Below are 12,816 nucleotides of genomic sequence, written 5' to 3' on the forward strand. Positions count from 1 at the left end.
CCCCGCGGGCAAAGGCCGCCGTCCGCCGCCGCAAACCCTCGTACGATCGCTTCCCCTGCGTATATTCTGCAGATTCAGTCGAATCGGCTAGCTCGCCCTTTTCGGCATCACGCGAAGGGTTTCATTCGGGGCGTCCCACCGCATCCTATATTTGACTGAACCGCCTTTGCGGCCGAATCTTCGGGGCGTCCTACCTCAACTTGTTCATGAGCGGCCCTGCCATGTTTGAAGCGTACCGGACATCCACCGACGGATCGCCGCCGGATCCGCCGAATCGCCCGCATGTTCATCGCTGGTACTTCCGGGGCGTCCTCGGCCTCGGCTTGCTATTGTCGTTATTGCTGATGGCGGTCGGAGTCGGCGGCCTGCAAATCTGGTTGCTGCGTGCCCGATTGCAATCGTTCGCCGACGCCTGCGCTACCGCGGAGGCCTCTCGACTCGCCCGCTCCGCTGCGTCCGGACCGATTTCCCAAAAGCCTACGAGTCTTTCGGATCAAGTCACACCGGTATCGGCACGAAGGCAATCCCTCCAAGTAGTGCCGGGAATCTGGGACTTCGTTCGGCGTCGATTCCACCCGACGGACGGTGCCGCCAATGCCGTTCGTGTGGTGTTGTCGAGCGACGCCGGACCACTCGGCCCATGGGGTCGCATGGTGGCCGCTGCTGCCGGAATGCCGTCCGAGTTTCGCGCTCAGGCCGTGGCCGCCGCCGTTCCTCGGGATATCGTCTTTCTCGTCGATATGTCGGGCGCGATGAATGACGATACGGAACCGGCCTGGGCGCCCGCCGCCGCAGCGTTGCCGATCTCCAAGAGGACCGACACGACCTCGTGCCCGTGGTTGCAGGACGTGTACGACGACTTCGGATTCGGCACCTATCCGGGCGAGGAGGAGGATTTCGGGGCACCTTGGGGCATTCGCTGGAACGAATCCGCCTACGCCGAATTGACTCACAACCGCGGCCCGCTAGCCGGACCGAACGTGCCCGAGCCATATCGCATCCTGCCGAGCGACGATCCCCTAACGCGAAAACGGAAAGCCTATTCCGCCGTGATCGACGATCAGATTGCCCGACTCATGCCCCGGGCTTTACCCACGCCCGACAGTCGCCTGAACTACGATTTTTGGGCGGCCTATCTCGACTATCTGTTGATTCCGGCTTTCGCCTCCTCGCCTTCCGTCCGAGACGCGCTGCTTCCCCCGAACCAAGGCACCAACCGCCTAGACCGATTCCGCAATCCGGACCGATTCGCGTATCCCCGGATACCGCCGGGAATCTTGGCAAAGTCCGCCGGTCGCATCGGTTACCGCACCTACGTACAGTTCATGATGGATTTCGGCCGGGATTTGAAGCCGGCGGAGTCGCTGCCGGTGCCCCTGTCTCACAGAAGCCCCAATTGCCCGTTGCGTGCGGAAACCCTGCCCGAGGGCGTGGCGTCCTTTCCGCCGCGCGAGCAACCCATGCACGGCGTGCGGCGGGCGTTGATCGCGGCAATTCACGCACTTCGGGAACGCAACGCCGCGCCCGCCGATGCCGAACTGCGGGATCGCGTCGCCGTCGTCGGGTACGATGCACCGCAATCGGGCGGGGCGATCGTCTTGCAGGGACTGACCGACGATTATCGTTCCGCTATGGAATCCTGCTCGCGATTGCAGGCCGGATGCGACAAACCGTCGCGCGAGGACGTCGCCGCAGGGCTTCGGGCGGGACTGCAAACCGCCCGCGAACTTGTCGCCGGACGAAGCGGTTCCTTGCCCACGCCGCGCGACCCGTGGATCGTGCTCATTCGCTACGATGGCGATGAGAATCCCGAACACGCTCCCGCGAGTCGGCGAAGTGAGACCGCTTGGCGAAGTCGGAACGCGGGTAGGTCCCCCGGTCCCGAACCAGCTGCAACGCTTGGTCGCGATGAAGCCGCGGAAATGATCGCCCGCCTTCGTCTGGAAGGCATTACGGTGCTTACGTTCACCGTAGGGCCGGCGAACTCACATGCGGGTTGGAACGAAACCGCGTCCACCGACGGCGAGGCCCACCCCGCCGCTCTTCACCACGCTTCGCCCCGCAATCCGATCGAGGTCGAAAGGCGTCTGACGGAATTCCTCCGCACGTCCGCATCCGCGCCGCGCATCCAACTCGTCCAGTGAAGTGCCCGTTGCGCGTGTCTCAGGCCGCACAGAACTCGGGCCGCGCAATCGGCTTGGTGTCCGCGAAGAAGTCTGCCTAAAATGGTACTGGAAGCGCGGACGACCAAGTCGCTACTCATCGAAGAAGGAGTGTTATCGCGCATGTCCGATTCGAAAGGACGACCGCGAAAGACGCAACGCATTGTCAGACGCCCGGCCACGGCCTTCGCACATTTGCGAAAACGAATGGCACAGCGGGCCGCGCGAGACGTTTGCAAACGCAAGCCGAACGATAAGTGAAAGCCGGCGGCGCCGAGCGCGGCTTCGCCCCGGCGAAAGCCGCGCCGAGCGAATCGATCACTTCGGGCGATGTGTCCACTTCCCGCGGTGGGTCGCCTCCGACGACGGTGTCACGGTCGAGGCCGTCGAACGCAAGGTGCCGTCGCCCGGAAGTGCAGCGGAACACGGTGGAAAGACGATCATTTGGGGAAACCTTTCATGGGTTACCGTACGCTCCGCGCCTGCGTCGAAGATTTGTTGGCCACACGCAGGATGATCCGTATCGACGTTCCGGTCGATCCCAATTTGGAGGCGGCCGAGATTCAACGTCGCGTCTTTCGCGCCGGAGGACCAGCCCTCTATTTCGCCTCGGTTCGCGGTTGCCGCTTTCCCATGGTCGGCAACTTGTACGGTACCATGGACCGGGTGCGGTACATCTTTCGCGATTCGCTGGAAGGCCTGGCCCGGCTTGTGCAATTCGGCGTCGATCCGGCCGATTGGTTGCGTCGTCCGCGGTTGATGTTGAAGCTTCCTTGGTGGGCATGGAACGCCCGCCCCAAGGCCGTGCGGCGCGGACCCGCCACGAGCCATGAAATCACGGTCGCCCAATTGCCGCATCTCCGCTCTTGGCCGAACGACGGCGGGGCCTTCATCACGTTGCCCCTGGTTTATACCGAGGATCCCGCCCGACCGGGGTTTTTCCACTCCAACCTGGGCATGTATCGCATCCAACTCGACGGTGGACAGTACGAGCCGAACGGTCAGGTGGGCATGCACTATCAAATCCATCGCGGCATCGGGGCCCATCACGCCAAGGCGATCGAACTGAAGCAGAAGCTCCGCGTCAACGTTTTCGTGGGAGGCGCGCCGGCCATGACCGTGGCCGCGGTAATGCCGTTGCCGGAAGGAATTAGCGAACTGTTCTTCGCGGGACTGCTGGGACGCCACCGCATTCCCATGATTAAGACCGGGAATCCATTGCCGATCTATGCCGAGGCCGATTTCGTCCTGACCGGCTACATTGAACCCAAGCGACTTCTGCCGGAAGGCCCGTTCGGCGATCACTTGGGGTACTATAGCCTTGCCCACGACTTTCCGGTGATGCGCGTGGAGCACGTCTATCATCGCCCGCAACCGATTTGGCCCTTCACCGTGGTGGGACGTCCGCCCCAAGAGGACACGATGTTCGGCCGCTTGATCCACGAGATCGTGGGACCGATCATTCCGCGAACGATTCCCGGCATCCGGGCGGTCCACGCCGTGGACGCGGCGGGCGTGCATCCTCTGTTGTTAGCATTAGGCAGCGAACGTTACACGCCCTACGACGAGCGCAAACGCCCGCAAGAGTTGCTTACGCTGGCCAATGCCCTTTTGGGCCAGGGACAGCTTTCCTTGGCGAAGTATCTGTGGATCGCGGCGGGCGAGGACAATCCCGAACTGGACGTCCGCGACGTGGCCGACTTCTTCCGCCACATGCTGGAACGCGTCGATTGGCGACGAGACTTGCACTTTCAAACCTGCACCACCGCCGACACCTTGGATTACACGGGCGGGGCGCTCAACAGCGGATCCAAAGTGATTGTCGCGGCGGTAGGCGCCTCCAAGCGCACGTTGCCCGTCGCGCTCGATTCCCGCATCAAAATGCCCGAGAACCTCGGCTTTCGCGATCCCCGCGTACTGTTGCCGGGGATTCTGGTCGTTCAAGGGCCGCCTTTTGAGGCCGACGCTCGCGGAGAGGATGCGGCCATCGCCAAGTTCTGCGCCGCTTTCACGCGCCAGGACGCGGTCAATCTCTTTCCGCTGATTGTGGTGGCGGACGACGCGGAGTTCACGGCCCGCAACCTCGATAACTTCCTCTGGACCACCTTTACCCGCAGCGATCCGGCCCGCGACATCCACGGAATCGAGGCCTTCATTCACCGCAAGCATTGGGGGTGCCACGGTTCGCTGGTGATCGACGCCCGGGCCAAACCGGAACATCCGCCGCCCTTGATCGAGGATCCGGAGGTTTCGCGGCGGGTCGATGAGTTGGCCGCCCCCGGCAAACCGCTCCACGGGATCATCTGACCCTCATTCTCCGGTCGCCCCGGACCGATGGACGCGGCGGAAAACCCGGGCGAGCGCGACGCCGCTTTCGGTGCGCTACAGGCGGAAGTTGAACGTCCGCGTGACGATTCGCCAGAATCGCTCGGCGACGGTCAGCCAGTTGGCCGGATCGGTTCGAATCTTGGCACGACCGCGCAGACCGGGGAACAGCAGTCCCGAATCGTCTTCGAGAGGCACTCGGGCTTGGTAGGAGATGCTGATCGGCTTTTCCAGGCCGGTCTCGGGATCGGTCTTGGTGGCCAATTCGCCGCCTGCCTTACCGGAAAGGCGAATCGATGCGGCCTCGGCCTGCCGCTTGGCGACCTCGGCGATCTCGCCGTGAAACGTCCGCGACGGCAATTCGTCCAGCTTGATTCTCACAGACAAACCGGATCGAACGAAATCCACGTCCGCCTGATCCACGACCAAGACGGCCTCCATCCGCTGCGGATCTCCGATCAGGCAAAACAGGTCGCCCGTGCGAAGGTACGCACCCACGTTGCGAGGTTCCAACGGAGTGGCGGACCATTCGGCGAGCGTGGTTTCGGGCGTTTCGCGGCGCGCCTTCCAAGGGGGTGGATAGACGATGCCGTCCGCCGCGGCGCGGAGCAGCAGACGTTCGCGGTCGCGGAGCTTCTCGGCCAGTTGCCCATTGGCGGTTTGGTAGGCTTCTCGCAAGGTGGGAATCTCCGCCGCCGCCGCCGGGTCGTCGAAACGGCGCCGCTCCAGACTCTTGAGGCGCACCTCGTACTGGTTCACCATGGCTTGGAGGCGGGCAATTTGATATTCCAAATCGGTATCGCTCAGTCGGGCTAGTTCCTGCCCCGCCTTCACCCGCTCGCCGGGACGCACCAGCACCTCTTCGAGTCGCCCGGGGACTTCGACATAGACCGGCACGCCGTCGCGCGGTTGGACCTCGCAGGTACACATGACGTGGTACGGCAAGGGAACGAAGAAGATGAACGCCAAGATCACTCCCAGCCCCGCCAAAGTCATGTACAGTCGCGGCTTTTTCACCTGACTCCACCTTCCCGGTACGCGGAGAAACTTGAACAACTGATAGAGCGGTTGGACCAACAACCCGTAGAGCGACGCCAAGGCGATCGCCTGCCCGATGATCTCCAGACGGTAGGGTTTGAACAGACGATTCAGGAACAGCAAGATGGAGATCACCACTACCCAACGATAAATGACGGCGGCGACGGAGTACGTGATGAATAGGGCGTGATTGCGCTGCGGCAGAAAGGGATCCTCTTGCGGTTCCAAGCCCAGAAAAAGCTCGGCCGCCTTTCGCGACAGGATTTGCGTGGCCTTTTGCCGCAGATTGGGAATCTCCAAAAGGTCGGACAGCACATAGTACCCGTCGTAACGCAGCAGCGGGTTGCCGTTGAACATGACCGTGCTGACCGAGCAGATGAACATCACGTTCAAGGCCAGGTGATTCACCAATCCCGGCTCGGTGAACCACCACACGAAAGTGGCGAGCGCGGCTAGGGTCAACTCCACGAAAATGCCCGCCGCCCCGATCGCCGCGCGATGCCAGCGACTGGGAAGCATCCACGAATCCGAGACGTTGCAGTACAAGCACGGGGTCAGCACCAGAAACATGACGCCCATCTCGTGGCATTCGCCGCCGAAATGCTTGCAACTCAACCCGTGGCCGAACTCGTGGATGACTTTGGTAACCGCCAACACCGCCGCCAGCCAAAGGGCGTTGGTGGGAGTGAAGAATTGATGAAACGTGGGCAGGCGGGAGAGAAAGACGTTGAACTCCACCAAGACCAGCAATAAGGCCGAAATCCAGAGGAGCACGCACAACGCGAACGTTACCGGGTGAAAGACCCAGCGAACGTAAGGATACATCGCGTTGAGGATTCGTTCCGGGTCGATCCCTTTGAAGCGAACCGCCAGGATGTTGCTGACCGCCTGGACCAGCTCTTTCTTGCGTCGCTCGCGGCGGCGCTTGAGAAGGTGGTAGCCTTGTTCCGGGACGTCGGCCACTACCAGCCCGCTGCGGTGCAACATCCCCAAGAACTGCTGCAATTCCTCCAGGGTAATCTTCTGCGGCGGGAATTCGGCCTCGAATCGGTCCTTGATCTCATCCAAACTGGACGTGCCGTCCAGTTGGTTGAGCAGGAAGTATTCCTCCTCGCGAAAGCGGAAATAATTCAGGCCGACGGGATCCTTGATGACCCAGTAGGTTTCACCCTCGTACCTCTGCCGCTGGGCGACCAGGTCCGGCCGCTTGCGCAGAAACAGTCGCCGTGCCGAACTGGAGACGAGGCTGTCGCTGAGCGTGGCCATGCTTGGGATCGTCGAAACGTTGCGAGGCGGTCGACACGATTGCCTGCGTCGCGACCGCTCCCGCTGTTAAGGATTGGGATAAATCGTCAGCGTCCCGCTCAACCCCGGTCGCAGGAGCCATTGGCCGCTCTTCTCGTCCCGGACGTTCTCGACCTCGGCCCAGACGGGGAACTCCATGCCTACGTCCACCAACGGACTGACGAAGACGACCTGCCCCTCGAAGGATCGCTCGACTCCCGGCGGCAACCGCACCGAGAGCACGGCCCTGGCGCGGTCCAACTGGGCGGCCGTGTATTTCTCGGCGCTGAGCATGGCCTCCACGCGAAGTCGGTCCATGCGGACGATGCGAAAGACGGTGTCGCCCGGCTTCACCCATTCCCCCTGATGGAAGAACCGCTTCACCACCACGCCTTCGATCGGCGCGACGATTTGGTACATTTCCAGTTCCTGCTCGACGGCCTGCAATTCGGCGCGGCGAACATTGACGTTCAAGCTGGAAATCTCCAAGTCGTGCTGGGCCTGCTCGATCGCCAGCGCGGTCTTGCCGCGTTCCAAGAGAAGACGTCGCAACTCCGCCTGCGGCACGGCGCCCGTCGCCTGTTGGTTGGCCTCCACCGCCTGCTGGTACTCGGCGTCGGCCACCATGTTGGCCCATTTGGCATAGCGAACGTTGACGTCGTTGCCGGCCTCCTTTTCCGCCGCTTGGAGTTGATACTGTTTCACGTCCTTGTTGCGCAACACCACGGCATCGTCGATTTTAGCCAGAAGGTCGCCCGGCTTGACCGCTCGGCCTTCCACGACGTTGATCTCGATGAGTTGGCCGGCGGAGCGGGCGGGCACTTGGCTTTCGTCGATCAGGGAAACGGGACAGCCCGTGACCACGATCGCGGACGCCTCCTCCGCCTTCGTCTCCGGCCCCAACACGATCAGGGCGATACTTAGTGCGATCAGCGCCGTTTGCATAGTTTTGATTCGATCCCCTCGCGCCTTCCGACGAACCCCAGGCTCGCCGCGGCGACCGAAACACGATCTCAAGCCGACTCACCACAGGGTGAACAGTACCCGAGTACGGATGAAGGCCGCCAAATCTCGGAACCACACGTATCCGACGGGCCGAGTGCCGCACAAGACCTTACCGCTGACGCCGGCGCCCGGTCGCAATTGTTCGGCCGTGAAATCGCTCTTGTCCACGTTGACCTTGATGAGGACGACGTTGCCCTCTTCGCCCATCACCTCGGCCGAGATGTACACTTCCTTGATCTTTCCCTTACGGACCCGACCGGGGTCCGTAGCCAATACGTACTCCACCTCCAAATCGTCGTTCGGGTCTTTTTCTCGGACGGCCCGGCGAGCCAGCGCGATTTCTCCCATGCGGTCCTCGGGCATGTGCATTTCCAGTTCCCAATCGCCCGTCGTATCGGCCACGCGAAGGAGCACTTGGCCGCGATTGACCGGGCGGTTGATCAGTCGGTTGTACACGTCCCAGGTTACGATCTCGCCGTCGCGGGGACTGAGAACCGTGAGTTCCTTGACCCTTTCCTCCAAAACGGCCTTTTGCGCCAACAGGCTGATCTGTTTGGCCTCTAATTCCGCCCGCTCCCCGGATAACCGATTGCGATCCTGAACGGTGAGCATGCGGTTTTCGGCCAACTCCTTGAGGATCGTGGCGATCTGCTTTTGGTTGGCGGCCAGTTGGCCGTCGATCTCCAGAATGCTCTGCTTCAATTCGGAGTTGCGCAGTCGTAGCAATTCCTCGCCTTGCCGCACCCGCTGCCCATGATGGACGAAGACCTGCTCCACCACGCCGTCGACCCCGGCGAACACGTCGCGGCGCTCGACCGGTTCCAGCGTACCCCGGGCGTGCAGTTTGAAAGGCCACGGGAAAAAGGCCAAGAACGCGGCTACGACAATCACGGCCGCAAGGACCAGAACCGTCTTGGGCAGCATTCGGGCTTGCACCAGCACCCGCGACTTCCCGATCCGGCGCCACAGCGGCATGAGGAAGACTTCGTTGTGCTCGACGGCGTTGGCGAGGGCCAGCGCGGCGTGCCCGGCCACGACCTCCACCCGGCGGCGGAGTTGCGGGGTGATGCGGCTGTCTTCGATGCGTTCCACCACCAAGGCGCCGACCGGCGGCAGCGGATCTTTCGGCTGATCCGCGTCCGCCTCGTCCTCCGGGGGCGGCGTGGGCCGACTCAGCGGCAGCACAATCACCGTCTTGGATTGCGACTCGTCGACGTATTCCTGAAGCGCGTCCTCGATCTGAGGCGCCAGGTTCGAAGTGTCGCCGCAATACCAGACCGGTTCTCGGCCCCTGGCGACGACGCGGCACAGACCGTTCAATAGCCGCACCGTGTTCGAGCGCTTGTTCACCACGTCTTGGCCGCTGATGGCCTCGATCACGCAATCGGTCCCCCGGCGAACCGCCACGCTGACGCGATCGCATTCGATCAGGCGGCGGGCCTCGTTCGCCAGGATGTACGCCGTCTCCCGGGGATCGAGGCTGGCATGGATCAGACGCGTGAATTCCTCCAGTTTGGACCAGAGCACCTGCCGATCGGAAAGACTGCGGAGTTGCCGGGACTTGAAGTAGTCGCCGGCCAACTCGCACATTTGGGTCACGAATCGCAGATAGCCCTTTTGGGCGGGGGCGGGAGCGTCCGGCCTTTGAAAGACCTCCACCAGGCCGAACGTTTCCGTCTCCGTCCGCACCGGTCCCAAGACCAAGAGGAAGTCGGTAGGATTGGCTTCGCCGTTGGTCTCCCCGGTGCCGCTGCGAGGCAAGACCAGCGTAGGCTCTCCGGCGGTGAGCACCTTTTGCAGCAGTCGCGCGTGCCGCTGTTGCGCGTCCTCGCTCTCCGTCAGACGCGTGTCCTGAAGATTCATTTGATAGGCCAAGACCAAGCGGTTTTGGCCTTCCGACAACCAAAAAACGCCGCCTACCGCTGCTAAGGCGGAGACCACGCGCGGGAGGAATTCGGCCGAATACTCCTCCGGACTCAAGTCCGATCGAGACAATTGCGTAATCTCATTGACCAGCGTGCGGATGTGCATCCGCGTCTGTTCAATGAGTTGAGGATCCAACGATTGTTCGCTGCTCATGGCCGATTCGTCGCTGTGCGCCCTGCGGTTCTCCGTCGTTCGGGCATGGTCGGCCCGCGGTCGTGGAGGCGGTTCGTCCTGCGCGGAAGCTTACTCTATTCTAGCAGTCAACTTTCGCTACCTGCGATGATAGCTCCGTCAATGGGGCGGATTTCTTGCCCCTCCGCGACGCCGTAATCGATTGCTGTCGGTTCTGTCGGCCCTGCGAATTCGGCGAATCGTGCCGGATGCAACGCCGGTACTTCGGTCCGGTGAATCAGCTTCGCGAACCTGCCGTTCGTCGCCGACTCTCATGCGCAAGTCGGACGAATTACGCCGCGGCGCGCCGCAATGGTCCGCTCAAAACGCCAGGCCCCCTCCGAAAAACAGGGCGCTTTTGGGTTTGACCTGGTCGGTGAAACCGGCCTCGTAGACCAACTCTCGTGAAAAGCTGATTCCTAACTCGGCGTAGCCGCGGAAGCCTCGCAACCGATAAAACTCCAGTCCGGTAGCCAGTTGAACATCGTTGTAATCCACCTGTTCCGCCGCCCCTGCGTTGATGCCGCTGGTTCGTTTGATAGCCCAGGAACCTCCGCCATAGTCGCCGCGGACGTACCACCACCAATCGGCCGATGACGTCTGCGGAATTCGCATCGCGAATCGCGGATTGGGGAACAGAATGGAAATCTCCATCGAAGGATCGTTGGCATTATCGACCCAGATCGCCCCCCCGGTCGGAAGCGCCTTGACCCGCACTCGGTCCAGGTACATGACGCCTCCTTTGATCTTCCAATTCGGAGTCAGGGCAAGACTGAGCAGACCGCGCCCTTGGAATCGCAGGCTGTCGCTGGTGACTTTGCGGAAATCGCTGTAAACGCCGATCCGAAAATCGAGTTCGCCCCCCAGAACCGGCGTGATGGTCGGTTCCCAGGCGGCGTCGAGGTAGGCATCGTAGGTGGTGGGCGGCATGTCCGGCGATGCAGGGTCGAGCGTGGATTCCGGCCCGCTCCACCAATGGAATGTAAAGCCGGGCGTCACGCGGAGCGGGGGACCGTCCGTCCGCAAGAAGGGAAAGGCGAAGGTGGCGTACAGGTCCACGTCGGTCACACCCAGGCGAGAACTGCCGGGGATCCACGTGTGACGAAGCCCCACCGCTTCCCGAAACTTCATCGCCGAGTTGACGAAATCGTTGGTCTGCAATCCGGGAAAGATGCCGCCTTGAGGAAACACCGAGGACGGCCCGGTTCCGGGAGTGGCGTAAGGGTCCCAACTCGGCGGCGGTACTCCCGTCGCGGCATACGGTGCGCCCGGTCCCGGCGCCACGGTCGGACCTCCCGGCGCGTAGTACGGCACGGAACCCGGCGGATAGTTGGGCGGAGGTATCACCGAGGTCCCTGCCCCGGGAGCATAAGCGGGCGGGGGTGAGGGCGGAGGAACATCCCAGGGCGAGGGCACGGCGGACGTGCCGCTCTGCCCGTATGGCACGCTCGACCCACTCCCCGGCGCGGCGTACGTGCCGGGAACGGGAGTGGAGGATGTAGCACCCGAACCGGCGACGCCCGGCGCGGTGTACGTTGAAACCGGAGGCGATCCGGCCGTGCCCGTCGGCGATCGCTGATATACCGAACTGCCGCCGTAAGTGTCCGTACCCTCCTGCGAACTGCCGACCGCCGTCGTCGGAAACCGCACGCGCTGTGCGTGCGATTGCCTCCAGCCTCCTACCGAAGCGAGGACGGCTACCGCGATCACGGCAAGGGACGCGCCCAAGCGATCTTTTCGGCGGGAATGGTATGGACTCATGGCCCTGGCTTTCGCTTCGTTGACATGCGATCCGCCCGATTGTCGGTCCGTTCCGCCCCGGGGTTATCCGGTACCGACCCCCGCCCGCAGTGCCGTGATTGCACGGGGTAAACTACCGCTCCAAGACCCTGGATCACCCCCGATGCCATCCGGAGTTGCGCGGCGCGACAATACGGGATGCGGTGGAGTAACAAACGCCGATGAGAGCGTCAAGGGAGAATAGTCAAAGGCGGAAAGCTCATGGCCGATCTATTGGACGTCGCGCGATTCGTGGAGAAGTCGCTCGTGGCAGGCGCCGAGCACTTTCAGGAGTTGACTTCCACCAACGACCGCGCCAAGGATCTGGCCGGCAGAGACGACCTGCCCCTGCCGTACCTAGTAGTCGCCGAACATCAGACGGCGGGGCGAGGACGCGGCGCGAACCGCTGGTGGACCGGTCCGGGCAGTTTGGCCTTTAGCGTCATCTACGATCGGACCTCGTTTGCCGGAGCAGAGACGGATTCCGTACCCCGGCCATGCCCGACCGGCGACTTTCCGGCCGCACCTCCGCTGCACACCCCGGAACACGCGGAAGCTGAGGCAGGCACCGTTTGCAGCGCTGTGCCGGCGCTTGCCGCCGGGATTGCGGTTTGCGACGCCGTGCGTCCCCTGGTCCCCCCCGGACCGCCGCTCGGAATCTGCTGGCCGAACGACGTCTACGTCGGAGCCCGTAAACTCAGCGGAACACTGGTCGAAACCGTCGCCAAGGCCCGCTGCGTGGTGGGGATCGGAATCAACGTGAACAATCGCTCCTCGGATGCGCCCGCGTCTTTGCGGGACCGCGTCGTCTCGTTGGTGGACCTAGTCGGCGGCCCGCTGGATCGCGGCGACATTCTGGAGGCCGTCTTGACCGGACTCCGCCGCCTCCACACGCAATCCGCCGGCCAAATAGCGGCACGCGCAGACTCGCTGTGCCTGCAAAAGGGTCATCCCCTGGAAATCGAGATCGGGGAACGCACACTCTCCGGAGTGTGTCGCGGTATCGACTCGCAGGGGCGCATCGTGCTCGACTCGCAGGGCGAGACGGTTCGTTGCGTATCGGGGATCGTGCGAACCCCAAGGACTTCGTGACGACCGCCGACCGTCGGCCGCACGCGGTGTCGAA

The 12,816-nt window shown here is 62.8% G+C and carries 7 protein-coding genes; 3 read left to right on the forward strand and 4 right to left on the reverse strand.

The window, feature by feature from the left end; genetic code table 11:
• The first annotated feature begins 221 nt into the window (after window positions 1-221).
• Both ACYQ6J_RS12125 and ACYQ6J_RS12130 read left to right on the forward strand, forming a co-directional pair.
• Window positions 222-2,144 carry a Tad domain-containing protein gene (locus tag ACYQ6J_RS12125; protein WP_460184450.1) on the forward strand — a complete coding sequence of 641 codons (1,923 nt, stop codon included), beginning with the start codon at window positions 222-224 and terminating at the stop codon, window positions 2,142-2,144.
• A gap of 477 nt (window positions 2,145-2,621) precedes the next feature.
• Entirely contained in the window at window positions 2,622-4,469 is a 1,848-nt protein-coding gene (locus ACYQ6J_RS12130) for a UbiD family decarboxylase (protein ID WP_460184451.1), read from the forward strand.
• 75 nt (window positions 4,470-4,544) lie between these two features.
• Here the strand turns inward: ACYQ6J_RS12130 and ACYQ6J_RS12135 are convergent, their stop codons facing one another.
• The 4 genes from ACYQ6J_RS12135 to ACYQ6J_RS12150 all read right to left on the reverse strand — a co-directional run bounded on the left by ACYQ6J_RS12135 (window position 4,545) and on the right by ACYQ6J_RS12150 (window position 11,672).
• Window positions 4,545-6,791, reverse strand: coding sequence for a hemolysin D (locus tag ACYQ6J_RS12135; RefSeq protein WP_460184452.1), 2,247 nt, complete (start codon window positions 6,789-6,791; stop codon window positions 4,545-4,547).
• Window positions 6,792-6,857: 66 nt separating this feature from the next.
• Entirely contained in the window at window positions 6,858-7,754 is an 897-nt protein-coding gene (locus ACYQ6J_RS12140) for an efflux RND transporter periplasmic adaptor subunit (RefSeq protein ID WP_460184453.1), read from the reverse strand.
• 78 nt (window positions 7,755-7,832) lie between these two features.
• On the reverse strand, window positions 7,833-9,893 hold the full coding sequence (locus ACYQ6J_RS12145; RefSeq protein ID WP_460184454.1) for a GAF domain-containing protein: 2,061 nt from the start codon (window positions 9,891-9,893) through the stop codon (window positions 7,833-7,835).
• A 339-nt stretch (window positions 9,894-10,232) separates the two neighbouring features.
• Window positions 10,233-11,672, reverse strand: a complete 1,440-nt coding sequence (locus tag ACYQ6J_RS12150; protein WP_460184455.1) for a hypothetical protein — start codon at window positions 11,670-11,672, stop codon at window positions 10,233-10,235.
• Between the two features lie 240 nt (window positions 11,673-11,912).
• Here ACYQ6J_RS12150 and ACYQ6J_RS12155 point away from each other — a divergent pair, with 240 nt between their 5' ends.
• Window positions 11,913-12,782, forward strand: a complete 870-nt coding sequence (locus ACYQ6J_RS12155; protein WP_460184456.1) for a biotin--[acetyl-CoA-carboxylase] ligase — start codon at window positions 11,913-11,915, stop codon at window positions 12,780-12,782.
• Window positions 12,783-12,816 lie beyond the last annotated feature (34 nt).

The organism is Thermopirellula anaerolimosa, from assembly GCF_054657335.1.

Coding starts and splice junctions, on each gene's coding strand:
- ACYQ6J_RS12130 (WP_460184451.1), top strand. CDS start 2,622: ATGGGTTACCGTACGCTCCGCGCCTGCGTCGAAGATTTGTTGGCCACA.
- ACYQ6J_RS12155 (WP_460184456.1), top strand. CDS start 11,913: ATGGCCGATCTATTGGACGTCGCGCGATTCGTGGAGAAGTCGCTCGTG.
- ACYQ6J_RS12135 (WP_460184452.1), bottom strand. CDS start 6,791: ATGGCCACGCTCAGCGACAGCCTCGTCTCCAGTTCGGCACGGCGACTG.
- ACYQ6J_RS12145 (WP_460184454.1), bottom strand. CDS start 9,893: ATGAGCAGCGAACAATCGTTGGATCCTCAACTCATTGAACAGACGCGG.
- ACYQ6J_RS12150 (WP_460184455.1), bottom strand. CDS start 11,672: ATGAGTCCATACCATTCCCGCCGAAAAGATCGCTTGGGCGCGTCCCTT.
- ACYQ6J_RS12140 (WP_460184453.1), bottom strand. CDS start 7,754: ATGCAAACGGCGCTGATCGCACTAAGTATCGCCCTGATCGTGTTGGGG.
- ACYQ6J_RS12125 (WP_460184450.1), top strand. CDS start 222: ATGTTTGAAGCGTACCGGACATCCACCGACGGATCGCCGCCGGATCCG.